Raw genomic sequence first — 24,522 nt, 5'->3', positions numbered from 1 at the left:
GGGCGCAGGACGGAGGAAACGACAATGAACCGACGGGAAGCCATCCTCGCATCGGGGGCCACGCTGCTCGCTGCGCCGGCGGTGCGCGCGCAGGGCGCCACCTGGCCGGACCGCGAGATCACCATCCTCGTCGCCTATGGCGCCGGCGGCTCCACCGATGTCTGCACCCGCGCCCTGGCCGGCGAGGCCGAGAAGATCCTCGGCGTGCCGGTGCAGATCGTGAACCGAACGGGCGGCCAGGGCACCAGCGCCCCGGCCCAGGTCGCCTCCATGCGGCCGGACGGGCACACGCTGGCGACGGCGGGCATGGCGGCGCTGGCCATCCTGCCGCACGTGCTGGACCTGCCCTACACGCTCGACAGCTTCACCTTCCTGCCCGGCTATGCCCGCTACCTCTACGGCATCGCCGTCCCGGCCGAGAGCCCGATCCGCACGGCGCAGGACCTCATCGCGCAGGGCAGGCAGCGCCGCGTCACCTTCGCCGCTGCCGGCGCGCCGCAGAACATCGGCATGTTCGAGTTGAACAAGAAGCTCAACACCCGCTTCGGCTTCGTCCCCTTCCCGGGCGGCGCGGAGGCGGTGACCGCCGCCATCGGCCGCCACGTGGATTTCGTGGTGCAGAACCCGCCCGAGATGCTGCCCGCCCTGCAATCCGGCCGGCTGCGCCTCATCGCCTCGGCCAGCGACGTGCGCTGGAAGGAATATCCGGACGTGCAGACCCTGCGCGAGCAGGGCGTAGACCTCGCGGTCGACAGCGTGCTCGGCCTCGTCGGGCCGAAGGGTATCCCGCAGGACCGGCTGGAGCGCCTGAACACGGCGCTGCTGCAGGCCGCTCGCTCCCCGGGCGTGGGCGAGACGGTGAGCCGCTTCGGCATGGTCCCCGCCCCCACCCCGGCCACGGAATTCGAAGCGATGCAGCGCGGCGCCTTCGCCGAGTTCGGCCCGCATCTGCGGGAAAACGGGCTGGCGCGGCGATGAGCGGACAGGAGACCACCATGAAGCGACGCCACATCCTCCTCGCGACCGGCGGCGCCACGCTGCTGGCCGCGCCCTCCCTCCACGCGCAGGGCGCGCGCTGGCCGGACCGCGAGATCACCATTCTCGTTCCCTTTGGCGCGGGCGGCTCCACCGATGTCTCGGTGCGCGCGGTCGCAGCCGAGGCGGAAAAGACGCTGGGCGTTCCCATCCAGATCGTGAACCGCGTCGGCGGCCAGGGCACGGCGTCGCTGATCCAGCTGGCGCAGGCGCGCCCGGACGGCCACACGCTGGGCAGCGCCGCCATGTCCGGCCTCGCCATCGCGCCGCACATGCTGGACGTGCCGTACAACCTCGACAGCTTCGCCTACCTCTCCGGCGCGGCGCGCTTCCTCTACGGCATCGGGGTGAAGGCGGATGGCCCCTATTCCACCATCCAGGACCTCTTCAACGCGGCCAAGGCGCGGCGCATCACCTTCAGCGCCACCGGCCCGCCCAACAACCTCGGCATGTTCGAGCTGAACCGGAAGTACGGCACGCGCTTCCACTTCATCCCCTTCCAGTCGGGGGCGGAGGCGGTGACGGCGGTGCTGGGCGGCCACGTGGAAGCCACCTCGCAGACGCCGCCGGAGATGATCCCGGCGATCCAGTCCGGCCGCATGAAGCTCCTCGCCGCCTCCTCCCCGGCGCGCTGGAAGGAATTCCCGGACGTCGCGACGCTGCGCGAGTCGGGCTTCGACGTGACGATCGAAAGCCTGCTGGGCTTCATCGCCCCACGCGCCACGCCCGCCGACCGCCTCGCCACCCTGTCCGACGCATTCCGCCGCGCCGCTGAAGCCCCGGCGCTGGAAGCGGCGCTGGAACGCTTCGGCATGGTGCCGGCCGTGATGGACGGGCAGACCTTCGAGCGCGCCATCCGCGAGGGTCATGCCCGCTTCGGCGAGCAGCTTCGCGAAGCGGGACTCGCGAGGCGCTGATGGCCTGGAACGCCCGGCTCGTCGCGATCGCGCTTCTCGCCTTCGCCGCCCTGGCGGGGTGGGAGGCGGCGCGCCTGCCCGCATGGTCGCAGTTCGACGGGCCGGGGCCGGGCCTCCTGCCGCAGATCCTCGCCGCGCTGATCGCCGTCGCGGCGATCGGCGTCCTCGCCGCGCCCGGGTCGGGAGAGCCCGAGGGCGGCGAGGCCCCGCCGCTGCGCTCGCGCGGCTTCCTGGGCTATGCGGGCGCGATGCTCGGGGTGGCGCTGGCGCTTCCCTATCTGGGCTTCGGCGTGACCGGCTTCCTGGCCACGCTGCTGGTCCTTCGCGTGGCCGAGGGCGTCGGCTGGGGCCTCGCCCTGCTGTGGTCGGTCGTTCTCGTCCTCGCCATCACGCTGATCTTCGGCACGGCGCTCGGCGTGCCCTTCCCGCCCGGCCCGGTGGAGCGCCTGCTGGCGCCACTCGGCCTCGTCCGGCTGGGCTGACGCCGCCATGATGGAAGGGCTGCTGCAGGGCTTCGGCGTGCTGATGACGGTGCAGAACGTCTCGCTCTGCATCCTCGGCGCCGTGCTCGGCACGCTGGTGGGCGTGCTCCCAGGGCTCGGCCCCGCCACCACCATCGCGCTGCTGCTGCCCATCTCGCTGAAGCTCGACCCCACGGGGGCGATCATCCTGCTCGCAGGCATCTATTACGGCGTTGCCTATGGCGGGACCATCACCTCCGTCCTGATGCGGATCCCCGGCGAGGCCTCCTCCGTCGTCACCTGCATCGACGGGCACGCCATGGCGAAGCGCGGGCGCGCGGGCGCGGCGCTGGGCATCGCCGCCATTGGCAGCTTCATCGCCGGCACCTTCGGCATCCTCGGCGTCATGCTGCTTTCCCCGCCGCTCGCGGAGATCGTGATCGCCTTCGGCCCCTGGGAATACGCGGCGCTGATGATGGCCGGGCTGTCGCTCATTGCCTTCTTCGCCGCCTCGGGCATCGCCAAGGCGGCGCTGATGGCCTTCCTTGGCCTGTTCCTGGGCCTCGTTGGGCTGGACCCGATCAGCGGAACGCCGCGCTTCACCTTCGGGGTGCCCGCGCTGGTGGACGGGATCAACATCGCGCCCCTCGCCCTCGGCATGTTCGGCCTGTCGGAGCTGCTGTTCCTCGCGCTCTCCAAGGACGCGAAGCCGGAAATCCTGCGCCCGCCCTCCACCCTGCTCGGCTTCATGCCGAACCGGGAGGAATGGAAGCGCAGCGCCGCCCCCATCGCGCGCGGCTCCGTGCTGGGCTTCTTTGTCGGGCTGCTTCCGGGTGGCGGGGCCGTGCTTGCCTCCTTCCTGTCCTACGCGGTGGAGAAGCGCCTGACCCGCCACCCCGACGAGTTCGGCAGGGGCGCGATCGAGGGCGTGGCCGGACCGGAAAGCGCCAACAACAGCGGCACGGCGGGCGCCTTCATCCCGCTGCTCACCCTCGGCATCCCGGCCAACGCGGTCACGGCCCTGCTGCTCGGCGCGCTGCTGGTGCACGGGGTCCAGCCGGGGCCGATGATCCTGGAGCGGCAGCCGGAGGTCTACTGGGGCGTCATCGCCTCCATGTATTTCGGCAACTTCATCCTTCTCGTGCTGAACCTGCCCTTCGTCGGGCTTTTCGTCCGCGCGCTGGAAGTGCCGCGCCGCTACATGGCCACCGCCATCCTGCTGGTCTGCGCCATCGGCACCTGGAGCGTGGGGCTGAACCATTTCGACGTGCTGATGGCCGTCCTGTTCGGCTTCGTCGGCTTCGCCCTGCGCCGGGGCGGCTTCGACCTGGGGCCGCTGATCCTGGCCTATGTGCTCGGCCCCACCCTGGAGCGCTCCCTCCGCCAGGCGCTGCTGATCGCGGACGGGGACCTGACGGAGGTGGTGAACCACCCCATCGCGCTCGGCTTCCTGGTGGCGGCCGCACTCATCCTGCTCAGCGGCATGCTGATGCGCAGCCGCCCGGCCGTGGTTCAGGATGGGGGAAGCTGAACCCGGGCAGACAGGCGAACCGGGCCTCGTCTATCCTGCGCCGGCCGAGGGAGAGGAAGGCGCATGGAATGGGTGTTGCTGGGCCTGGGCGTCCTGCTGCTGCTCTGGCTCGTCACCGTCTACAATCGGCTCGTGGCGCTCCGGCAGACCGTGGGCCAGGCCTGGGCCGACATCGAGGTGCAGCTCAAGCAGCGCCATGACCTGATTCCGAATCTCGTGGAGACGGTGAAGGGCTATGCGGGGCATGAGCGCGGCACGCTCGACGACGTCATCCGGGCGCGCAACGCAGCGACGGGCGCCCATGGGCCGGAACAGGCGGCCGCGGCCGAGGGCCAGCTTGGCGCCGCGCTCGGCCGGCTCTTCGCGCTGTCCGAATCCTATCCGGACCTGAAAGCGAACCAGAACTTCCTGTCCCTGCAGGAGGAGCTCTCCGCGCTGGAAACGCGGATCGCGGCGGCGCGGCGCTTCTTCAACAATGCGGTGGCGGAGTTCAACGCCGCCATCGGCTCCGTCCCGGCAGTGTTCTTCGCCGGCAGCCTCGGCTTCACGCCGCGCGGCTTCTTCGAGCTGGAGGCGTCAGAGCGCGCCGCCGTGCAGACGCCACCGCAGGTCAAGTTCTAGCCACGGGCCGGGGCCGCCATGCAGACATTCGGGCTTCGCACCCACGCATGGAACACGGCGCTCCGCTCCATCCTGCTCCTGGCCGGGTTTCCGCTTCTCCTCGCCGCGATGGGCTACGCCTTGGCACTGCTGCTCGTGGCCGGCGACGCCGCGAGCGTTCAGGAGGGGCTGAGGCGCGCCGCCGGCCTGCTGCCCACCATCATCCCCGCCGCGATCCTGCTGGCCGGCCTCTGGTTCGCCATTGCCTGGTTCGCCCACACCCGCATCCTCGACTTCGTGACGGGTGCCCGGCGCATCACGGACCCACGACAGGAGCCGCGACTTTGGCGCTTGACCGAGACGCTGTGCATCAGCCGCGGCATGCCCCTCCCGCGCCTGTCGGTCATCGAGACGCCGGCCCGCAACGCCTATGCCGCGGGGCTGACGCGGCGGCAGGCCTCGGTGACCGTCACGCGCGGCCTGATCGAGGCCATGGACGACCGCGAGCTCTCGGCGGTCCTCGCGCATGAGCTCAGCCATATCCGCAACGGCGACGCACGGCTCGGCGTGATCGCCGCCGTGTTCGTCGGCGTGATCACCCTGGTGACGGACCCGGTGTGGCGCATGCTGCGCCTGATGCGCTGGGAGGGCGGCACGGAGCGGAGGCGGCGCTCTTCCTCCTCGGGAGGCGGAAAGGGCCGCGGGGGCGGCTCGGGCGCCACGCTGGCGCTGATCGCGATTGCGGTCGTGATCGCGGCGCTCGCGCATCTCTTGGCCATCGTGCTGCGCATGGCCCTGTCGCGGAACCGGGAATACCTGGCGGATGCGGGGGCGGTGGAGATGACGCAGGACGCGGACGCGATGATCTCGGCCTTGCGAAAGGTCGCCCAGCTTCCCGAGTTGCCGCGCATCCCGGACCAGGTGCGGGCCCTGTTCCTGCACGACGCGGCGCTGTCGCGCGGCGCCGGATGGTTCGCGACCCATCCCCCGATCGACGAGCGCGTGGCCGCTCTGGTGCGCTTCGCGAGCGGGCGCGACCCAGGCCCCCTCCCCGCCATCGAGGCAGCGCCGGTGCCGGCGCCCACCGACGCGGCAACGGAAGCGCGAAGCCCGTTCCTCGAAAGGCTGGATGCGATGGCGCATTTCGCGCAGACCAAGGATCCTGCGGTCATGCAGAACCAGGCCCTGCGCGAGAATGCCCGCCGTGCCGGCCAGGACCCCGACGCCGCGGCACCCCCGCAACCGCGGCGCGTGTAGGACGCGGCGCCCCGCTATTCCGCGAGGTGCGGCAGCAGCTTGGCGCCACCCTCCAGGATGTCGCGGCGGATCGCCGCCCCTGCCGCCACCCCGTCCCGTTCGCGCAGCGCTTTCAGGACGAGCATGTGCGGATGCGGGTCCGGCACCGTCGCCCCGGCACTGTCGAACAGGTAGTTCAGGAACGGGCCGCTCTGCGACCACAGCCCCTCCACCAGCCTCAGCAGCCGCGGCATCCCGGCAGCCCCCGCGAGCAGGAGGTGGAACTCCTCGTTCCAGCGCAGGGCGGCGGTGAAATCCTCGCGCGCCTTGGCCTGCATCAGCTTCTCATGGACCTGCGCCAGCCGGTTGAGGCTAGGCTGCGTGACCCGCTCCGCAGCCTTTTCCGCGGCCATGCCCTCCATCGCCATGCGAAGCTCGCGCAGTTCCAGATAGGCGGCGCGCGTCAGCACCGGCACGGTGAAGTAGCGCCCGGCCTGCATCTCCAGCGCGCCCTCGGCGGTGAGCTGCAGCAGCGCCTCCCGCACCGGCGTCAGGCTGGTGCCCAGACGCGTGGCGAGGTCGCGCCCGTTCAGCCTCTCGCCCGGGCGCAGCTCGCCGGTGGTCAGCGCCTTGCGCAGCTTCTCATAGGCGAGCGTGCCGAGGTTGCGGCGGCCGATGGGGTCGAGCGCCCGCGGCGCCGGTTTCGGGGCGCTCACGCGGCTTCTCCGCGGCGCCGGCATGATGGGGGCCATGAGGTCATGTGCCGCCCCCTTCAGCCCTTCGCAAGCGGCGAGGTCATGTCGATGTAGGAAGTGGAGAGCGAGGTCCGCACGTCCACCACCGCCGGGCGCCCCGCCGCCAGCGCCGCCTCAAGGGCCGGCTCCAGCTCCTCCGGACGCTCGACGCGGAACCCGGCGCAGCCCATCGCCCCGGCGATGGCGGCGTGGTCGAAATCCTTGAACTCCGCCGCGAAGGGACCGCGCGAATGGAGCGACCAGCCAAGGGCACTGTTGTTGAACACGACCACGACGACGGGCAGGTCGTGCTCGATGGCGGTCATCAGCCCGTTCATGGTCATGGCGAACCCGCCATCGCCGCACACCGCCACCACGGCGCGCTCGGGATGCACCAGCTTCGCCGCCAGCGCGGCCGGGATGGCGAAGCCCATCGGCCCAGCCCCGGCCGCCTGGATGAAGGAGCCGGCGGCGCGGGTCTGGAACAAGTGCATCATGAAGATGCGGTTCTCGCCCGCGTCGCAGGTGACCATCGCATCCTCGGGCAGGATCTTGTGCAGCGCGCCGACGATGCGCTGCGGATGCACCGGCGCGTCCGCCGCCTCGTAGCCCGGCCCGTCGAAATGCCCGTGCTCCGCCCGGTGCGCCGCCACCCGCGCCTCGCCCGCCGCACGGTCCCGCTCCGGCATGGCGGCGCGAAGCTGCCGCAGCACGGCGCCCGCATCGCCGAGGAGCTGATGCTCGGCAGGAAAGGTCCAGGCGGCGTTGCGCGGTTCTACGTCCACCTGCACGAAGACCTGCCGCTCGGGATCAAGCAGCGCCGTGTTCTCCCGCGCCGTGTCGGAGGCGGTGAGCTTCGATCCCACCACCAGCACGAGGTCCGCTTCCGCCACGCAGGCATTGGCCGCCGCCGTGCCATAGGTGCCGAAGACGCCCAGCGCCAGCGGATGTGTCTCCGCCAGCGCGCCCTTGCCCGAGGGGGTCGTCACCACCGGGCAGCCCAGCCGCTCGGCCAGTTCCTGCAGGGGGGCGAAGGCGCGGGCGATGCGCACGCCGTTCCCCGCGACGATCACCGGCCGCTGCGCCGCCGCGACGGCCTGCGTGGCCTCGCGCACCGCCGCTTCCGGCGCGCCGCCCGCGCGCGGGGGGAGGTAGTTTGCCGTGGGGTAAAGACGCGGCCGCGTTTCCGGTCCCACCTGCCCCGACAAGGCGGCGATGGAAAGCAGCACCGCGACCGGCCCGGGCTGACCGGCGAGGGAGTGCTTGATCGCAAGCTGCGTCGCCTGCACGGCCTGGCCCGGCTCCAGCGCCGAGAAGACCTGCTTGGTCACGCCGCCAAAGGCCCGCCGCGCGTCCCAGGACCCGTAGTCGCCTGTGCCGGACTGGTAGGGGCCATGCAGCGAATAGGGCGGCGTGTCGCTGAAGTCGGTCAGCAGCAGCATGGGCGTGCTGGACAGGAAGGCCTCGATGGTGCCGATCAGCCCGTTGCCGAGCACCCAGGGCCCCTGCCCCAGCACCACCCCGGGCCGCCCGGTCAACCGCCCATAAACCTCGGCCATCACCCCCGCGAGCGACTCCTCGCGCACCAGCACGGTGCGGATGGCGTTCTGGCAACGCGACAGCGCGGCGAAAACCGTGCCCGTGTGCCCGCCCGAGATGCCAAACACCATGTCGATGCCCGCCTCCTGCAGCACCGCCGCGATGGCGTCCGGAGCGGGCACGGGCTCGGAGAGCAAAGGCGGGACGGGCATCGCGTTTCCTCGGTTCGTTCGGTCTTTGATATATCGTATAACGCAGCCTGGCGCCAGCGGCTCGCCGAGCCACCGGGCTCGTCCACGGACTCTCTTCGGTGCGGCTCAGCCAGCGCGGCGCTTGCCGTCCTGCCACACCCGAAGCACCCTCGCGCGCCGCATGCGGAAGGAGGACGTGATGGCGCCGGACGAGAAGATTCCCGTCTGCCTGGGTCCCGACCCCTCGCCGCGCCGCCCGGCGCTGCGTCTGCCGGAGGGCGCCTGCGACGCGCATGCCCATGTCTTCGACGCGGCGCGGTATCCCTATCAGGCGGCCCGCGGCTACACCCCACCGGACAATGGCGTGGACCAACTCCTCGCCCTGCATGACGTGCTGGGAGTTTCGCGCGGCGTGGTGGTGCAGGCCAGCGTCCACGGCACGGACAACCGCGCCGTGCTGGACGCCGCGAGCGCCCACCCCGGCCGCCTGCGGGCGGTCGTCGCCGTCGGCGAGGACGTCACGGAGGCAGAGCTCCGATCTATGCACGCGAAGGGGGCACGCGGCATCCGCGTGAACCTCGTGGACAAGGGCGGTATGCCCTTCCGCTCCCTCGCCGCGCTGGGCTCAGTCGCGGCGCGCATCCGGGCCCTGGGCTGGCATGTCGAGCTCCTCGTGCATGTGGAGGACGACCCCACCGCGCTGCGCGACTTGGCACGGGCGGTGCGAGTGCCGGTTTCGGTCGGCCATGTCGGCTACACAAAGGTGGCGCGCGGCGGGGCCACCCATCCCGGCTTCCGGGAATTCCTGGCGATGCTGCGCGACGGGCTGTTCTGGGTGAAGCTGACCGGCCATTACCGCATCTCCGCCGAAGCCACCCTTCCCTATGGCGACGTGACGGAGATGGCGCATCGCGTGGTGGAAGCGGCGCCGGAGCGCGTCCTTTGGGGCAGCGACTGGCCCCACGTGGCCCAGTACCGCGCCATGCCGAATGACGGCGCGTTGCTGGACCTCCTGGCCGAATGGGTGCCCGACGGCGCGCGGCGCGACGCCATCCTCCGCGACAACCCGGCGCGGCTCTACGGCTTCGGCTAGAGACTCAGCCCGCGCGCCGCCAGCGCCTTCAGGAAGTTCGGCTCCGGCGGCGGCAACGGCGGCAAATCCCACGAACCCGTGCCGATCGGACGGATGTCGCGATCCACCGGCACCTCCACCAGGTAAGGCCGGTTCGCCTTGATGGCGGTCCCGATCGCGTCCTCCACCTCGTCAGCGTGCGTGACGCGATGCGAGGGCACGCCGAAGGACTTCGCCATCATCGCGAAGTCGGGGCTATAGGATTCGCCGGAGCGCTGGATCTCGAAGGCCGTGGCCAGTTCGCGCCCGCCGAACATGCCGTGCTGGATGTCGCGGATCGAGCCGTAGCCATGGTTGTTCCACACCACCCAGACCACGGGGATTTCGTATTCCACCGCCGTCGCCATGGCGTGCGGCGTCATCAGGAAGGAACCGTCGCCCACCACCGCCACGCAGGGCCGGTCCGGCGCGGCCAGCTTCGCCCCCAGGATGCCGGAGGTCGCGAAGCCCATCGCCGCGAAGCCCCAGGAATGGATCAGGTGGCGCGGCCGCAGCGTGTCCATCAGCTGAATGATCCAGTTGTGATGCACACCGACATCGGACGCGACCACCGCATCCTCGGGCACGGCGCGCGACAGGGCGCGCATCAGCCGCTCGGGCCGCAGCGGCATCTGGTCGCTCTCCGCGAGGCCGGATTGGTATTCGCGCCAGACCGCGCGACCCTTCTCCAGCCGCCCAAGCCAGGATGCGAGGCTGTCCCGCCCGCCGCCGATGCGCCCCTCGGCCATCTCGGCCAGCAGGTCCAGGCTGGCCTTCGCGTCGCCCAGTATGCCGAACTCGGCCGGGTAGTTGCGACCGATCTCCGACGGGTCGATGTCGATCTGGATGAGGCGCGAGGGCGGCACGGACAGCGTGTAGCCGTCAAGCCAGGCGCTGGTCGCGCGATCGTCGAAGGAGAAGCCGATGGCAAGGATCACGTCGGCATTCCTGGTCGCGTCATTCGCCGCATAGGCGCCGTTGCGGCCGATGGCGCCAAAGGCCAGTTCGTGCCGGTCCGGGATCGCTCCCTTGCCGTTCGGGCTGGTGACAACCGGGATGCGCGTGCGTTCCGCGAAGGCGACCAGCGCCTCGCTCGCCTTGCCCAGCAGCACGCCCTGGCCCGCGATGATGACGGGCTGCCTCGCCGCCAGCAGCACGTCCAGCGCGGCCGAGAGCGCCTTCGGATTGCCCGGCGTGCCGTTGATCACCGGCGTCGCCGTGCCGCCCCCGCCCACACTCGCTTCCTCCACAAAGACGTTCAGCGGCACGTCGAGATTGACCGGCCCGGGCCGGCCGGAGGTCAGCAGGTCCCAGGCCTGGGTGATCGCCAGCGGCACCATGTCCGCCCGCGTCGGCTGGAATGAGCGCTTGACGTAGGGTCGCACCACCGAGGGGAAGTCGCCCTGGAAATGCCGCCCCGTCTCCTGGAAGGGCCCGCGGTTGAACTGCCCGGTCGGCACGTTGCCGGTGATGGCCAGGAAAGCGGAGGAGTCCATCATCGCCGCGGCCATTGCCATCACGATGTTGGCCGAGCCCGGCCCGCAGGAGGTGAAGGTTGCCACCGGCTCGCCGCGCACCTTGAAGTAGGCATCGGCCATGTGGCCCGCCGTCTGCTCGTGGTGGGTGGAGATCGTTCTTATGCGGTTCTGCGCCTTGAAGGCCGCGTCCATGAAGCCGGTGATGCCGTGCCCGCACAGCCCGAACAGGTAGGGGACCTTCTGCTTCACCAGATGGTCCACGATGATGTCGGCGCCGTTCATCAGCACCTGGCGGTCCCTTCCGTCCATGGTCGTTTTTCTCCCGTGTCGTCGTTCAGGCGGCGGCCATGGAAGGGCTGCCGAGCATGCGCGAGATGCGCGAGGCGCTGGCCTTCAGCTGCGGCACCAGCGCGGCGACGCGGGCGCCGTCCATGCGCGACGCAGGCGCCGAGATGGCAAGGGCCGCCGTCGGCCGGCCGGTGTGGTCGGCGACGGGCACGGCGATGCAGCGCAGCCCGACCTCCTGCTCCTCCTCGTCCTGGGCGAAGCCGTCCTGGCGGATGTGGTGCAGCGCCTTGCGCAGCGCGCCGGGCGTCGTGAGGGTCGCGGCGGTGAAGCGCTTCATGCCGTGAGCGGCGATGGCGGCCTCCACCTCCGCATCCGGAAGAAAGGCGAGCAGCACCTTGCCCAGCGCGCTCGCATGGGCGGGGCTGCGCTTGCCCACGACCGAATGCATCCGCACTGCGTGCGTGCCCTCGACGATCTGCACCGTTACCGCGACGCCGTCGTGCAGGATGCCGACATGCACCGTCTCGCCCGTTGCTTCGGCGAGGTCCTGCAAGGGCGGCAGGGCCTGCCAGCGCAGCTGCTCATGCCGCACCGCGGCCGCGCCCAACGCGTGGAAGCGCAGCCCCAGCGAGTAATGCCCGGTGGCGGGGTCCTTCGTGAGGTAACCGAACTGCTCCAGCGTATGGAGGACGCGGAATACCGTCGCCTTGTTCTGGCCCAGTGCCGCCGAAAGCTCCGCCAGCGACCAGGATTGCCGGCGCGCGAAGCAGTCGATCACCTCCAGCCCCCGATGTAGCGAGGCGAGGTGGTAGGGGTCCTTCCCGGCGGTCATGGCGCAGGATGTCTCAGCATGAATCGCATTTCGTCATGATAGACGCTTGACCTCATGATGCGAAAGGCGGTTCGCTCTCCGAAACGCAGGGGGCCTTAAGCCTAGTGCCAAGGGACTTCGACAAGACGGGAGGAATCGGATGAAGCGTCTCTTCGCGGCCGCACTGGTGGCCCTGCTGGCATGTGCCCCTGGTCTACGCGCCCAGGATTTCACCAGCCGCCCCATCACCATGCTGGTGGTCTTCGCTCCCGGAGGGGCCACCGATGTGCTGGCGCGCATCGTCGCCGACCACATGTCGCGCACGCTGAACCAGCGCGTGATGGTGGAGAATGTCTCCGGTGCCGGCGGCACCATCGGCGGCGCGCGCGGCGCCCAGGCGGTGCCGGATGGTCACACCCTGACGGTCGGCAGTCTCGGCAGCCACTCGGCCGCGCCGTCCATCTACCGCTCCATCCAGTACGACCCGCGCGAGCTGCAGCCCATCGGGCTGATCGCCGGCACGCCCCTCTTCTTCGTGGTGCGGAACGGGCTTCCGGTGAACACCATGGGGGAGTTTCTGGCACTGGTGCGCGAAAATCCGGGCCGCGTTTCCAACGGTCATGCCGGCATCGGCTCCACGAACCACCTAGCCTGCGCGCTCTTCGCGCATCTCACCGGCGCCAGGATGAACAACATCCCTTATCGCGGCGAAGGTCCGGCCATGAACGACGTGGTGGCGCAGCAGGTGGACAGCGCGTGCCTTCTGGCGCCTGCCGCCGTGCCGCAGATCCAGTCGGGCACCATGCGCGGCCTGCTCACCGCCGCCGCCGAGCGAAACCCGAACGCGCCCAACGTGCCCTCCGCGCGCGAGGCCGGCGTGCCTGACTACATTTTCCAAGGCTGGAACGCGATCTTTGCCCCGCGCGGCACCCCCGCTCCGGTGGTGGAGCGGCTGGACCAGGCGCTCCGCGCGGCCCTCGCCGACCCGACCATCCGCCGCCGCATCGAGGACCTCGGCTCCATCCCCGCCGCGCCGGACCGCCAGGGGCCGGAGGCGCTGCTCCAGATGGTGCGCTCGGAGGTGGATCGCTGGGCGACGGTGGTGCGCGCTGCCGGCATCGAGCCGCAGTAGCGCCCTACCCCTCCACGGGTTCGATGGCCTCGCCCATCCAGCGGGCGATGGCGGTCACCGCCGCCTCGGCTCCCACCGGGCCGACCACCTGCACGCCGAAGGGCATGCCGCCCACGGCCATCATCGGCGCCGTCACCACCGGGGCGCCCAGCGCGGAACTGACCGTGTTGAACACCGTGTCGCCGGTCGGCCGCGGCTCCAGCGGCTGCCCCGGCACGTCGCCGGACCACAGCGGCGCCGGACCGGGCGAGGCGGGCGCGATGATCGCCTCCGCCAGCGTCCCGAGGGCGCGCCAAGCCTCACGCAGCGCCTCCCGCTTTTCCAGCAGCGCCTCGTAGCCCTTTGGCCCCAGCCGCTCCGCCGCTTCCACCGTCGCCTTCGTGCGCGCGCTCACCCCATCCGGGTGGTTCGTGATTAGGGCGCGCAGGGACCAATGGTTCTCCCAGCCGGTGATGCTGTTGCACATCTCCTGCACACCATGCAGGTGGCGCTCGAACTCCGCCAGCGCCGGGTTGTCGGAAGCGCGCAGCACCGTAACCTGCGCCTCGCGCAGCCGCTCCACCAGCGCCTCGAACACCGCGCGGCTCGTGGCATCCAGGCGCGGCCAGGCTTCGCCTTCCATCAGCGCCAGCGTGGCCGGGCGGCGCGGCGCGGGCGGCGCGTCGGGGCCGCGCAGGGCCATGCGCCCCGGGTCGCCGCCGGCGCGCCGGGCGATCTCGATCATGACCTGCCACATATCCTCGGCCGAGCCCGCATGGGCGCCGTGCGTGCTCATGCTGGTGGCTTGGCGCTCGCCGCGATTGATCGCGCCCTGGCTCGGCTTCAGCGCCCAGTTGCCGCAATAGGCCGCCGGCCGGATGATCGAGCCCGCGACCTGCGTGCCGATCGCCGCCGGCACCATCCGCGCCGCCACCGCCGCCGCCGAGCCAGAGGAGGAGCCGCCCGGCGTGCGCGCCGGGTCGAAGGGATGGCGCGTCGGCCCGGGATGCGACCCGCCAAGCTCCGCGGTCACGGTCTTGCCCAGCACCACCGCGCCGGCCTCGCGCAGCGCCCAGACGGCGGCGTTGTCGCGTTTCGGGAAGTTCCCCTTCAGCGCCTCGGCGCCCATCTCGGTCGGCATGTCGCGCGTCTCGAGCAGGTCCTTGATGCCGATGGGCATCCCATCGATGGGCGAAAGAGGAGATCCAGCCTTCCAGCGCTGCGTGCTCGCATCCGCCGCCTCCCGCGCGCCCGCCTCGTTCAGGCAGACCCAGGCCCGCACCTCGGGCTCGCGCACCCCGATCGTTTCCAGGCAGCGCTCCAGGTAGGCGCGCGGCGTATCGCCGCCGTCGCGGAACCGTGCGACGACGTCGTGAAAGCTCAGGGCGCGGAAGTGGCGCGGCGAGTAGCTGGGCATGCGGCGTTTCCTTCTTTGCCGCCAGCATCCCGCCCGCCGCCCCGCGCGTCCATCCCGCCAGGCGCCAGGGCGCGGGCCAGCAGCGCCGCCTGCGCCGCGTGCATCCCAGCGCGCGACGGCGCACGCCCCTCGCCCAGCATCATGCGCCACACCTCGTTCATGATGGCGGGGGCCAGCAGCACCTCGGCCATGCCCTCCTGCTCCGCCAGCGCGGCGTCGAACTCGCCGCGCCGGGCGCCATGGCGCAGGACGGCGCGGGCGATGGCGACGGCGCGGCGAAACACCGCCTCCTCGTACCAGGCGGACAATTCGGGGAAGCGCTGCCCCTCGGCGACGATGAGGCGGAACAGGATGCACTGCCTTTCCTGCCCTTCCCGCTCCGCGTAGGCGAGGTCGAGGAGGCGCTCCAGCATGACGGTGGCCGGCACGTCCTCGTCCGTCGCCTCCCGCTCCGCCTCGGCGAAGACCGGCTCCAGGCAGGCCTGCATCACCGCGCGGAACAGCGCCTCCTTGGAGGGGTAGTAGTGGTAGACGAGGCCCTTCGCGACGCCCGCGCGCTGCGCCACCGCGGTCATCTTCGCCCCGGCATAGCCATGCGCGGCGAATTCCTCGAAGGCGGCGTCAAGCAATTGCGGCTGCCGCGCCTCGGGAGGAAGCCGCCGGCGGGAGGAAGCGTTGGGTGGCGATACCGTCAGGGGGTCGACTCCTCTATTGACGATTGGGTCAATAAGCCCAAGATGGGGAGTGCGGAGGCCGGAGCCAAGCCCCTTCCGCGTGAAGAGAGCCATGCCCGACCACAACCTTCCTGAACGCACCAGCCCCGCCGAGGTCCAGGCTTCCCCCGCGCCCCGGCGTGGGCGCGCATGGCTTTGGCTGCCCGTCCTGGCCGTGCTGGGTGTGGGCGGATGGTGGGGCTGGACGCACCGTCCCGCCGAAGCCCCTCCCCCTGCCGCCATCGCCGCGGCGCCCGCCGCCCTCACCGTCGCCGTGCGCCCGGTCGAGCGCCGCTCCCTGCTGCGCCCGGTGATCGGCGACGGCTCCGTGGCCGCGTGGCAGGAACTGGTCGTCGGCGTCGAGACGGGCGGGTTCCGTGTCATCGAGGCCAGCTTCGAGCCGGGCGACCGCGTCCGCGCCGGGCAGGTCCTGGTCCGCCTGGACCCCTCGGTGCCCGAGGCCCTGCTGGCCCAGGCCGAGGCAGCGGTGGCCGAGGCGGAAGCCGCGCTCCGCATCGCCGAGGCCGAGCAGCGCCGCGCCGCCGACCTCGCCCGCACCGAATCCGTCGCCCGTGCCACGCTGGAACAGCGCCAGTCCGTGACGCGTCAGGCCGAGGCGCGGCTCGCCGCCGGCCGTGCCCGGCGCGACGAGGCCGCGTCCCGCCTCGCCCAGACCCGCATCGCCGCCCCCACGGACGGCACGGTCTCGCGCCGCTCCGTCCTTCTGGGCGCCGTGGTGCAGCCGGGCCAGGAGATGTTCCGCCTGATCCGCGACGACCGCCTGGAGCTGGAGGCCCGCGTGCCCGAGCTCGAACTGGCCCGCGTCGAACCGGGCCAGGAGGTCCGCGTCCTTCATGGCGAGCGCGAGATCGCCGGGCGCGTCCGCGCCATCTTTCCCACGGTGGAGGGGACGACCCGCCTCGGCATCGTCCATGTCGTGCTGCCGCCGGAGGCTGGGCTGCGCGTCGGGCAGTTCGCCCGTGCCGAGATCGGCGCCGGCAGCGCCCCCGCCCTCGTGGTGCCGCAGGAAGCGGTGGTGTTTCGCGGCGGCCAAGCCGTGGCCTTTGTCCTGTCCGAGGATGGCGAGAAGGCGATGCAGCGCACCGTCGCGACCGGCCAGCGCCGGGAAGGCCTGGTCGAGGTCACGCAAGGCTTGCGCGAGGGCGACCGCGTGGTGACGCAGGGCGCCGGCTTCCTGGCTGATGAAGACCGCGTTCGGGTCGCGCCGGAGCCGCGCGCGAGCCAGTCCGCATCGGCGGCGCGCTGAGGGGGCCCCGATGAGCGAGCGCCAACACGACCACGCCAACATCTCAGGCTGGGCGATCCGCAATCCGATCCCCACCATCGTGCTCTTCCTTCTGATGACGGTGGCGGGCCTCCTCGCCTTTCCGGGGCTGCGGGTGAACAACACGCCCGACCTCGACCTCCCGGCCGTGGTCGTCACCATCATGCAGCCGGGCGCCGCGCCATCGGAACTGGAAACCCAGGTGACGCGCCGCGTCGAGGACGCCGTCTCGGGCCTGGGCGACGTGAAGCGCATCAACTCCGTCGTGCAGGACAGCATGTCCATCACGATCATCGAGTTCGCGCTGGGCAAGAGCCCGGACCGCGCGGCGAATGACGTGCGCGACAAGGTGGCGCAGATCCGCGCCGACCTGCCCGCCGCCATCCGCGACCCCATCGTGTCGCGCGTCGAGATCACGGGCGGCGCCATCGTCACCTACACCGTCTCCGCCCCCCACATGTCCCCGGCCGAGCTGTCCTGGTTCGTGCAGGACACGGTCGCGAAGTCGCTGCTGTCCGTGCGCGGCGTCGGCCAGGTGAACCGCGTCGGCGGGGTGGAGCGGGAGATCCGCATCGCCCTGCGCCCCGACCGGCTACTAGCCCTCGGCATCACCGCCGCGCAGGTGAACGACCAGCTTCGCGCCGGCAACATCAACCTGCCCGGCGGGCGCGGCACGCTCGGCGAAAGCGAGCAGAGCATCCGCACCCTCGGCTCCGCCACCTCGGTTGAGGCGCTGCGGGCGCGTCCCATCATCCTGCCCGGCGGCCGCACCGCGCGCCTCGGCGACCTTGCCGAGGTGACGGATGCGACGGCCGAGATCCGCACCGCCGCCCGGCTGGACGGCCAGCCCGTCGTCGCCTTCGAGGTGCTGCGGACCCGCGACAGCTCCGAGGTGCGCGTGGCCCGGCAGGTGGCGGCCCGCGCCGCCCTGCTGGAGCAGCAGCACCCGGGCGTGCGCATCCAGCGCGTCACCTCCACCGTCGCCTTCGTGGAAGCGGGCTACATCGCCGCGGTGGAGGCGCTGCTGGTCGGCATGGCGCTGGCCGTGGTCGTGGTGTGGATCTTCCTGCGCGACTGGCGCGCGACGGTGATCGCCTGCGTCGCCATGCCGCTCTCGCTCATCCCGACCTTCCTCGTCATGTCGTGGCTCGGCTACGCCCTGTCCAACATCACCCTGCTGGCGCTGACTCTGGTGGTGGGCGTGCTGGTGGACGACGCGATCGTCGAAATCGAGAACATCGTCCGCCACCTGAAGGAAAGGCCGGAGCGCGGTCCGTTCCGCGCGGCGCTGGACGCCTCGGCCGAGATCGGCCTCGCCGTGGTGGCGACGACGGCGACGATCCTCGCGGTCTTCGTGCCCGTCGCCTTCATGCCGGGCATCCCCGGCCAGTTCTTCCGTCAGTTCGGCCTGACCGTCGCGGCTGCCGTCACCTTCTCCCTTGTCGTCGCGCGGCTGCTGACGCCGCTCATGGGCGCTTACCTGCTGCGCGTCCGCAACGACAACCGGTCGGAGGAGGTGGGCGATGGCTGGGTCGGGCGGCGCTACATGGCCCTGCTGCGCTGGTGCCTACGCCACCGCTGGCTGACCCTGGGCGGCGCCGCGGCCTTCTTCGGCCTGTCCGTCGCGCTCGTGCCGATGATCCCGCAGGACTTCGTGCCCGCCGCCGATCGCGGCCGCTCGGCCCTCGCCATGGAACTCGCCCCCGGCGCCACCCTGGCCGACACAGACCGCGCCGTTGCCCGGGCCACGCGCATCCTGCGCGAGCGGCCGGAGGTGGAATCCGTCTTCGCCTCGCTCGGCACGGCGAGCATGGTGGGCGGCCCCGGCATGGGCTCCACCACCATGCAGGGCGACCCGCGCAACGCCAACCTCATCATCACCCTGCGCCCGCGCGGCGATCGCAGGCTGAGCCAGCAGCAATTCGAGGCGGAGCTCCGCCCCCAGCTGGAGGCCATCCCTGGTGCCCGCGTGCGCTTCGGCGCGGACGGAATGAGCGGCGCCAAGGCCACCATCACCCTGATCGGCGAGGATGCCCGGACGCTCGCCGCCGCGGCGCGCGAGTTGGAGCAGCAGATGCGGACCGTGCCTGGCCTGGCCGGCGCGCGCTCCGTCGCCAGCCTGGAACGGCCGGAACTGCAGATCGTCCCGCGCGAGGCGCGCGCGGCGGAACTGGGCGTCTCGCCCACCGCCATCGGCCTGACGGCGCGCATCGCGACGATCGGCGACACGGACCAGAACCTCGCCCGCTTCAACCTGCCCGACCGGCAAATCCCGATCCGCGTGATGCTGGACGTGGAGGCGCGCAATGACCTCGACGCGCTGCGCTCCCTGCGCGTCGCCGGCCGTGCCGACATGCCCATCCCGCTCGACGCGGTGGCGGAGATCCGTCACGGCGCGGGCCCGGCGCAGATCGACCGGCTGGACCGCGTGCGCCAGGCCACAGTGGAGGCGGAGCTGAACGGCATGCCGCTGGGCGAGGCGACGGCGCGCATCGCGCAGTTGCCCATCATGCGAAACCTCCCCCCCGGCGTGCGCGAGCGCGAGACGGGCGACAAGGAAATCATGACGGAGCTGTTCAGCGGCTTCGTCATGGCGCTCGGGACCGGCGTGCTGCTGATATACCTCGTGCTCGTGCTGCTCTTCGGCGGGTTCCTGCAGCCGCTCACCATCATGTCCGCCCTGCCGCTCTCGCTGGGCGGGGCGCTGATGGCGCTGCTGCTCGCGCAGAAGGCTCTCGGCGTCTCGGCGGTGATCGGCGTGCTGATGCTCATGGGCATCGTCGCCAAGAACTCCATCCTCCTCGTCGAATACGCGATCGAGGCGCGGCGGGCGGGGCTGGCGCGAGAGGCGGCGCTGATGGAGGCGGCGCGCAAGCGCGCCCGGCCGATCATCATGACCACCATCGCCATGACGGCGGGCATGGCGCACATCGCCGCCGGCATCGGCGCCGACGCGGAGTTCCGCGCGCCCATGGCGCTGGTGGTGATCGGCGGCCTCGTCACCTCGACGCTGCTGAGCCTCGTGGTAGTGCCGGCCTTCTACGTGGTGGTGGACGACCTTGGCTTGTGGGTGGCGCGCCGACTGCGCTTCCTGCGCCCCCGCGAGGCCTGATCCACCTCAGCTCCCGGAGGGCACGATCTCGTCCGACAGGCGCGATTGCGGTCCGCCGGGCGACTTGCGCTCCTCGCTTTCCGGGCCGACGCGGCGCTTCTCCAACTCCGCCGCGCGCTTCGCCAGGGCCTCCTTGGTCTCGGGGGGCCGCTTCTTGTCCGTGTCGTTCATGGAGCCAGAACGCCACGGGGTGCCGCGACGCTGCCTCGACGTACCTTTGTTCTTTTTTTGTTCTCGTCGTCCGCGCCTTGTGCTAGAAACCAGCTCGGCAGCGGACAGGGAATCCTCCCATGGGGGCCGCGGCCAGGCGAAGGAGCGAGCCCCATGGCGGGTATGAACAAGGCGCTGATTCTGGGTCGTCTCGGGAAGGACCCCGAGGTGCGGAACTTCCAGAATGGCGGCAAGGTGGTGAACCTCCGCGTAGCGACGTCGGAGCGCTACAAGGACCGCGAAGGCAACCAGCAGGAGCGCACCGAGTGGCACTCGGTGGCGATCTTCAACGAGAAGCTGGGCGAGATTGCCGAGCGCTTCCTGAAGAAGGGCAGCGAGGTCTACCTCGAAGGCCAGCTGGAGACGCGCAAGTGGCAGGGCCAGGACGGCCAGGACAAGTACACCACCGAGATCGTGCTGCGGCAGTTCCGCGGCGAGCTGACCCTGGTCGGCGGACGCGGCAACGCAGACGATTCGCGCGAGGAGGAGGAAGCGCCGGCTCCGGTCGAGTCGTCGCCGGTCTCCAAGCCGCGCGCACGCGCCGCAGCGTCGCGGCGCGCACCGCGGGGCGGCTGGGATGCGGCGGATGACGTGCCTTTCTGAGGCGTCACGCACAGCACGGCACACACGGGAAAAGCGCCTTCGGGCGCTTTTCTTGCGAAACGGGAAACGACCATGGTAACCGCCGACTGACACGGATTCGTGTCAGGAGGATTCATGGCGAACCGGGTGCAGGCATGGCGGAAGCGGCTGGGCTGGAGCCAGCGCGACCTCGCAAGCCGCGCACGGACCAGCCAACAGCAGATCCAGCGCATCGAGAGCGGCGCGCAGGTCCCGCGCATCGGCCTCGCCATGCGCATCGCCGCCTCGCTGGGCCGCGCGCTGGACGAGGTGTTCCCCTCCCCTCCGGCAAGCAGCGCGCCACGGCAGCCAAATGCGGCCGACGGCGCCGGCCGCGTCTGGACGCTCAGCGTCTCCCTGCGCGGCGGCGCCGCCGCGCGCCTCATCCTGTCGCCGCCGGAACTGGATCGCGTGCGCGATGCGCTGCGCGTCCCGGCCGAGGAAGGCCGCTTCCTCGTCTTCGCGAGTGTGACGCACGAGGTCGCGCTGCGTCCCGACCAGATCAGCCTGTGGCGCCTCTTCTCCAGCAGTTCCGGCGACGCCGCGCCCCATGGCGGATTGCCGCCCGGCCAGGCGCTGGTTCATCTCGCCGGTGATCCGCTGCCCCTGCTCTTCACCCCCGAACCTGACGACTCCGACATCGAGGACACGGAGGAGGGCGAGGAACTCGAGGCCTGCCGCAACCAGGGCATCATGGCCGCCCTGGACATGGGCGCGCTGGGTCCGCTGTCGCGGCTGACGACGCTGGACGCGCGAACCGGCGAGATGCTGGGTTTCCTCCCACGCGACCTCGCCCTGCTCGCCATACCCTTCGAGGCGCTGCGACCCGGCGAGGCCGGCACGGCGCGCGGCACGCGCCCGCAGCACGCCGACAACGACGCCTAGCGCGAACCGCCGCGCCCCGCCGCATCCTCCAGCAGCCCGAGCACGATGCGCCGCGCCGCGGGAGACACGTCGCCCGCCGCAAGCCGCGCCTCGATCATCTCGCGCAGGAAGGCTCCGTCATCCGCCGCCACCGGGTCCATCATGCTGCTTTCGAGCAGCGAGGCGAAGGCGCTGTCGAAGGCATCGCGCTCCGCCGCATCGCGGCGCGGCGCTTCCGGCTGCACCAGCTTCCCGGTCAGGTCGAAGGCGTCGCGGCGATGCGGCACCTCGATGCGTCGCATTCCCCAGTCGCTGAAGCGCAACTCCCACACGCAGGGCGCGTGCGCGGCCTCGGTGACGCTGACGCGCGTGAGCGCGCCCGGGTTCATCCAGGTGGTCTCGCCCATCTCCACCGGCGCGCATCCCACGTGCATGTGCCCGTTGAGCGCGAGGCGGCACCCGGCGATTGGCTTCAACGCCGTGCTGCCGGGGTAGCGGCTGTTGAAGGCGAGGTCGTGATGCGTGACCCAAACCGTCGCATCCGGCATCGTCTCGCCGAACGCCCCTGCCACGCAGTCCGGGATCTCCACCCCGTGCGGCGTGAAGCCGATGCCGACGCGCCTTCCCTCGCCTTCCACCACGACGCCTGCACCGCCCTGCGGCACCGCGTGCAGCGCCCCTGCGGCGAGGAGCAGCGAAAGGCTGTCGCTTTCCGCGAGCGCAAGCCCCGAGACGTCGTGGTTGCCGACATTGCTCCAGGCGCGGCGCGGCTGCGCCAGCAGCAGGCGCAGGAGGCGCGCCTTCAGCCCGTCATCCGCCTCGCGCGCCGCATGGAACATGTCGCCGAGAAAGACCGGCAGCAGGTCGCGCGACGCGGCGGCATTCAGCGCGAAGCGCAGCTTTTCCAGCACGCAGGCGGCGTAATCCTCGTCCAGCCGCCGTCCCGGCCGGCGTGACCAAAGATGCACGTCGCCGATGAACAGCACGCCGCGCGCCGCGACGACGGGAAATCCGTTCATGCCGCCCCCGCCATCGCAAGCAGCCCACCGCCGCAAACGGGGCACACATCCATCTCGGCCAGCGCCTCCTCGCGCGCGCGTTCAAGCGCCGTCACGGCGGAAGCAGCCTCGCGCAAGGCCGCTTCGGTGGCATTTGCCTCCTCCACCCCCTGCAACAGCCGCGCCGCCATCGCCTCGGCTCGGTCCGCATCAGGCGGAACGGGAACCGCGGCGGGAAGCGGCCGCAGCGCGGCCCGCGCCTGGCCGATGCCACGCACTCGCGCCTCCGCGCGCCGCAGCGTCGCCTCGGCGGCGAGGGGCGCCGACGCGTCGGGCAGCACAGGCGCGTCGCCCGGCAGCCGCGCGCAGGCGGCCGCCGCAGCGGAAAGCCTTGCTTCCCCCTTTGCGGCGGCGGAGATCCGCGCAGCGAGCCAGTGTGCCCGATCCGCCGCACCGAGCGCGGCACCAGCGCCGTCCGGCATGGCTTCCGCCGCGCGCAGACGCTCCGTCATGCGTTCCAAGGCGCCGCGTGCCGCCAGTATCTCTCCACCTCGCACTTCGATCGCCGCCGCCTTGTCCGCGGTGGCATCGGCAGTGCGCGCCAAGGCGTCGGCGCCTTCCGCGACGCGCCGCAGCGTCTCCAGGTCCGGCCGGCGCGACAGGATGGCGTCCAGCAGCGCCGCCTCGCGCTCCAGCACCGCAAGCTCTGCCTCGCCCTGGCGGACCAGCGCGGAATCCTCACCGCAATTCTGCCGGTGACGCTCGATCATGCCGCGCAGGTAGCCGCTTTCCCGCCCCAGCGAGAGCACGGAGGCGCGGCGCGACGGCGTCTCGCCCAGCAGGAAGACCGGCGCCGCTTGCCGGGACACCTGCAAATCCATCTCGTCCACGCGGCCAAGGCCCAGCGCCTCGCGCAGCCAGTCGGGCGGCAGGCGGCCGCCGGCGCGGCATGCGCCGCCCTTCCACTCGGCCACGCTGCCGTCGCGCTCGAAAAGCGTCCACAGCGTCACGGGATTGCGTCCGGGCCGGCGCGACCAAAGCAGGCGGCGCCCGTACTCCAGCGCGATCTCCACCTCCGCCTGCTTCTGCCCGTGGCGGATGTCGCCGTCGCCGCCCTCCGCCCCGCCATAGAAGACGCAGCGCAGCGCGCGGATGAAGCGGCTTTTGCCGATGTTGTTCTCGCCGGTGATGGCGGTGACACCGGGACCGAGCGGGATGGTGGCGTCGCGGATGGAGCCGAAATTCACCAGCCGGATCGAGCGGATGCCGCGAATCTCCTCGTCGGGCCAGGCCGGCCCTTCGGCCTGGACGACCGCCGCCACGCCCTCGCGCCGCGCCTCCAGCCCGATGATGGCGATCGCGCCGCCCAGGCTCGACACGTCATGGTGACTCACCGCGAGGGTCTGCATGCCGATGCGCTCGGACAGGCGGCGCAGCACGTGGCAGAAAAGCTGCACGCGGCCGGGGCGGATCCAGCAATCCGCCTCGTCGAGCGCCAGGAAGGGCCGCAGCCCCGACTTCATGGTGGCGATGGCGCGCAGCCCGGCGCTGACCACGTTGTTCAGCGAACCGCCGCAGCCATCCAGCACGGAACAGCGCGCCCCGTCCTGCTCCGCCTCGATGTCCAGGCTCGGCAAGCCGCGCTCCGTACCCAGGGCAAGCCGGATCGCGACGCCTGGCCCCAGCACGTCCTGCGCGATGGCGGAAAGCATCGCCTCGTAGGAGCCGAGGGTGCGGCGGTGCCCGGCCTCCTGCATCTCCTCCAACAGCGCGTCCACCTCGGGCTTGGCGTCCAGCCTTCCCTTGGCGGCGGCGACGTTCTCGCGCAGCGTCGCGGCGCGGCGCGCGACGGCATCTCGCCGGCCCTCCAGCACGGCGAAGCCACGCCGGACCTCATCGAGGCGGCGCAGCAAGGGCTGGGCCGGGCCGGCGCGCATCAGCGCGGTGCCGCCCCGTCGGGCGTGGCCTGGGCGATGGCCTCCTCCGCCTCGTCCAGCGCCGCCTCAAGCTCGCGCAGCATGACATCCGCCTCGGCGCGTCGTTCCTCAGCGATGCGGCGCAGGGCGTCGGGGTCGTCCGTGCCGAACTCCTCGCGGGCGCGGCGGCGGTTCTCCTCCTGCTCGGCCTGAAGCTGGCGCAGCTTCTCGTCGAGACGGATCTCCGTCGCCTGGGCGCGGCGCAGCCGGTCGGCCAGCGCGGCCAGGCGCGCGGCGTGGCCGTCCCTGGCTTCGGACTTGGGTCGCGGACCGGGCATGGGTG

General features: G+C 71.6%; 22 protein-coding genes. 12 read left to right on the top strand and 10 right to left on the bottom strand.

Translation table 11 applies throughout. The annotated features are described in order from the left end of the window. Window positions 1-24 precede the first annotated feature (24 nt). The 6 genes from OF850_RS01195 to OF850_RS01170 all read left to right on the top strand — a co-directional run bounded on the left by OF850_RS01195 (window position 25) and on the right by OF850_RS01170 (window position 5,801). Complete coding sequence (locus OF850_RS01195; protein WP_301587837.1) at window positions 25-978, top strand: Bug family tripartite tricarboxylate transporter substrate binding protein; 954 nt, start codon at window positions 25-27, stop codon at window positions 976-978. A 17-nt stretch (window positions 979-995) separates the two neighbouring features. After that, window positions 996-1,952 carry a Bug family tripartite tricarboxylate transporter substrate binding protein gene (locus OF850_RS01190; RefSeq protein ID WP_301587836.1) on the top strand — a complete coding sequence of 319 codons (957 nt, stop codon included), beginning with the start codon at window positions 996-998 and terminating at the stop codon, window positions 1,950-1,952. Further along, on the top strand, window positions 1,952-2,434 hold the full coding sequence (locus tag OF850_RS01185; RefSeq protein WP_301587835.1) for a tripartite tricarboxylate transporter TctB family protein: 483 nt from the start codon (window positions 1,952-1,954) through the stop codon (window positions 2,432-2,434). The genes OF850_RS01190 and OF850_RS01185 overlap by 1 nt, the downstream gene beginning before the upstream one ends. A gap of 7 nt (window positions 2,435-2,441) precedes the next feature. Next, window positions 2,442-3,944 (top strand): tripartite tricarboxylate transporter permease, encoded by a 1,503-nt coding sequence (locus OF850_RS01180; protein ID WP_301587834.1) that lies wholly within the window; start codon window positions 2,442-2,444, stop codon window positions 3,942-3,944. A 63-nt stretch (window positions 3,945-4,007) separates the two neighbouring features. Next, the gene (locus tag OF850_RS01175) at window positions 4,008-4,565 is read left to right on the top strand and encodes a LemA family protein (RefSeq protein WP_301587833.1); all 558 of its coding nucleotides are present in this window, start codon (window positions 4,008-4,010) and stop codon (window positions 4,563-4,565) included. Between the two features lie 18 nt (window positions 4,566-4,583). After that, complete coding sequence (locus tag OF850_RS01170; protein WP_301587832.1) at window positions 4,584-5,801, top strand: M48 family metalloprotease; 1,218 nt, start codon at window positions 4,584-4,586, stop codon at window positions 5,799-5,801. A 14-nt stretch (window positions 5,802-5,815) separates the two neighbouring features. On the opposite strand, the gene OF850_RS01165 is transcribed toward OF850_RS01170, so the two are convergent. Both OF850_RS01165 and OF850_RS01160 read right to left on the bottom strand, forming a co-directional pair. Beyond that, a complete protein-coding gene (locus tag OF850_RS01165; protein WP_301587831.1) occupies window positions 5,816-6,496 on the bottom strand; it encodes a GntR family transcriptional regulator in 681 nt (226 codons plus the stop codon). Between the two features lie 56 nt (window positions 6,497-6,552). Next, complete coding sequence (locus OF850_RS01160) at window positions 6,553-8,265, bottom strand: thiamine pyrophosphate-binding protein (protein ID WP_301587830.1); 1,713 nt, start codon at window positions 8,263-8,265, stop codon at window positions 6,553-6,555. Window positions 8,266-8,443: 178 nt separating this feature from the next. Here OF850_RS01160 and OF850_RS01155 point away from each other — a divergent pair, with 178 nt between their 5' ends. Next, window positions 8,444-9,337 carry an amidohydrolase family protein gene (locus OF850_RS01155; protein WP_301587829.1) on the top strand — a complete coding sequence of 298 codons (894 nt, stop codon included), beginning with the start codon at window positions 8,444-8,446 and terminating at the stop codon, window positions 9,335-9,337. On the opposite strand, the gene OF850_RS01150 is transcribed toward OF850_RS01155, so the two are convergent. Both OF850_RS01150 and OF850_RS01145 read right to left on the bottom strand, forming a co-directional pair. Continuing rightward, window positions 9,334-11,142, bottom strand: a complete 1,809-nt coding sequence (locus OF850_RS01150; protein ID WP_301587828.1) for a thiamine pyrophosphate-binding protein — start codon at window positions 11,140-11,142, stop codon at window positions 9,334-9,336. The genes OF850_RS01155 and OF850_RS01150 overlap by 4 nt on opposite strands. Window positions 11,143-11,167: 25 nt before the next feature. After that, window positions 11,168-11,953 (bottom strand): IclR family transcriptional regulator, encoded by a 786-nt coding sequence (locus OF850_RS01145; RefSeq protein ID WP_301587827.1) that lies wholly within the window; start codon window positions 11,951-11,953, stop codon window positions 11,168-11,170. Window positions 11,954-12,092: 139 nt separating this feature from the next. Between OF850_RS01145 and OF850_RS01140 the strand changes: the two genes are divergently transcribed. Further along, complete coding sequence (locus tag OF850_RS01140) at window positions 12,093-13,064, top strand: Bug family tripartite tricarboxylate transporter substrate binding protein (RefSeq protein ID WP_301587826.1); 972 nt, start codon at window positions 12,093-12,095, stop codon at window positions 13,062-13,064. Between the two features lie 4 nt (window positions 13,065-13,068). Here the strand turns inward: OF850_RS01140 and OF850_RS01135 are convergent, their stop codons facing one another. Then, window positions 13,069-14,460, bottom strand: a complete 1,392-nt coding sequence (locus tag OF850_RS01135; protein ID WP_301587825.1) for an amidase — start codon at window positions 14,458-14,460, stop codon at window positions 13,069-13,071. Next, window positions 14,424-15,089 (bottom strand): TetR/AcrR family transcriptional regulator, encoded by a 666-nt coding sequence (locus OF850_RS01130; protein WP_301587824.1) that lies wholly within the window; start codon window positions 15,087-15,089, stop codon window positions 14,424-14,426. The genes OF850_RS01135 and OF850_RS01130 overlap by 37 nt, the downstream gene beginning before the upstream one ends. A gap of 157 nt (window positions 15,090-15,246) precedes the next feature. On the opposite strand from OF850_RS01130, the gene OF850_RS01125 reads away from it, so the two are divergent. Further along, the gene (locus OF850_RS01125) at window positions 15,247-16,440 is read left to right on the top strand and encodes an efflux RND transporter periplasmic adaptor subunit (protein ID WP_301587823.1); all 1,194 of its coding nucleotides are present in this window, start codon (window positions 15,247-15,249) and stop codon (window positions 16,438-16,440) included. Between the two features lie 10 nt (window positions 16,441-16,450). After that, the gene (locus tag OF850_RS01120; protein WP_301587822.1) at window positions 16,451-19,570 is read left to right on the top strand and encodes an efflux RND transporter permease subunit; all 3,120 of its coding nucleotides are present in this window, start codon (window positions 16,451-16,453) and stop codon (window positions 19,568-19,570) included. A 6-nt stretch (window positions 19,571-19,576) separates the two neighbouring features. Here OF850_RS01120 and OF850_RS01115 read toward each other — a convergent pair whose 3' ends face one another. Continuing rightward, on the bottom strand, window positions 19,577-19,741 hold the full coding sequence (locus OF850_RS01115) for a hypothetical protein (RefSeq protein WP_301587821.1): 165 nt from the start codon (window positions 19,739-19,741) through the stop codon (window positions 19,577-19,579). Window positions 19,742-19,894: 153 nt separating this feature from the next. Here OF850_RS01115 and ssb point away from each other — a divergent pair, with 153 nt between their 5' ends. Further along, window positions 19,895-20,383: a single-stranded DNA-binding protein gene (gene ssb, locus OF850_RS01110; RefSeq protein ID WP_301587820.1), complete on the top strand. Its 489-nt coding sequence runs from the start codon at window positions 19,895-19,897 to the stop codon at window positions 20,381-20,383. A gap of 114 nt (window positions 20,384-20,497) precedes the next feature. Then, window positions 20,498-21,286, top strand: coding sequence for a helix-turn-helix transcriptional regulator (locus tag OF850_RS01105; protein ID WP_301587819.1), 789 nt, complete (start codon window positions 20,498-20,500; stop codon window positions 21,284-21,286). Here OF850_RS01105 and OF850_RS01100 read toward each other — a convergent pair. Genes OF850_RS01100 through OF850_RS01090 form a run of 3 tightly spaced genes read right to left on the bottom strand, consistent with a single transcriptional unit; the run spans window position 21,283 to window position 24,517 of the window. Continuing rightward, on the bottom strand, window positions 21,283-22,284 hold the full coding sequence (locus tag OF850_RS01100) for a hypothetical protein (RefSeq protein WP_301587818.1): 1,002 nt from the start codon (window positions 22,282-22,284) through the stop codon (window positions 21,283-21,285). The two genes, OF850_RS01105 and OF850_RS01100, sit on opposite strands and share 4 nt — an antisense overlap. Beyond that, window positions 22,281-24,200, bottom strand: coding sequence for an ATP-binding protein (locus OF850_RS01095; protein WP_301587817.1), 1,920 nt, complete (start codon window positions 24,198-24,200; stop codon window positions 22,281-22,283). Before OF850_RS01095 ends, OF850_RS01100 begins: the two co-directional genes overlap by 4 nt. Beyond that, window positions 24,200-24,517, bottom strand: coding sequence for a hypothetical protein (locus OF850_RS01090; protein ID WP_301587816.1), 318 nt, complete (start codon window positions 24,515-24,517; stop codon window positions 24,200-24,202). Before OF850_RS01090 ends, OF850_RS01095 begins: the two co-directional genes overlap by 1 nt. Window positions 24,518-24,522: the final 5 nt, after the last annotated feature.

It is taken from the genome of Sabulicella glaciei, assembly GCF_026183895.1.
Classification (GTDB): Bacteria; Pseudomonadota; Alphaproteobacteria; order Acetobacterales; family Acetobacteraceae; genus Roseococcus; species Roseococcus glaciei.
Note: the sequence above shows the minus strand (reverse complement) of the source record. Positions and strands in the feature narration are given on the sequence as shown.